This is a genomic window from Enterobacter cloacae complex sp. P13B, from assembly GCF_014895915.1.
Taxonomy (GTDB): Bacteria; Pseudomonadota; Gammaproteobacteria; order Enterobacterales; family Enterobacteriaceae; genus Enterobacter; species Enterobacter bugandensis.
Map to the genome: position 1 here is coordinate 1 of NZ_JADBQN010000080.1, position 274 is coordinate 274.

General features: G+C 47.1%; 1 tRNA gene. It reads left to right on the plus strand.

Annotated features, from left to right (window positions below):
* Positions 1-52 precede the first annotated feature (52 nt).
* Positions 53-128: transfer RNA gene (locus tag IM273_RS21830), tRNA-Glu, on the plus strand.
* The last annotated feature ends 146 nt before the right edge of the window (positions 129-274 follow it).

The window sequence follows — 274 nt, forward strand, 5'->3', positions numbered from 1 at the left end:
GATTGTCTGATGAAAAGTAAAAAGCAAGGCGTCTTGCGATTGAGACTTCAGTGTCCCCTTCGTCTAGAGGCCCAGGACACCGCCCTTTCACGGCGGTAACAGGGGTTCGAATCCCCTAGGGGACGCCACTTGCTGGTTCGTGAGTGAAAGTCACCTGCCGTCGTATCTCAAAACTGACTTGCGAGTCATGTTTGAGATATTTTGCTCTTTAAAAATCTGGATCAAGCTGAAAATTGAAACGACACACATGTTATGTGTGTTCGAGTCTCTCAAA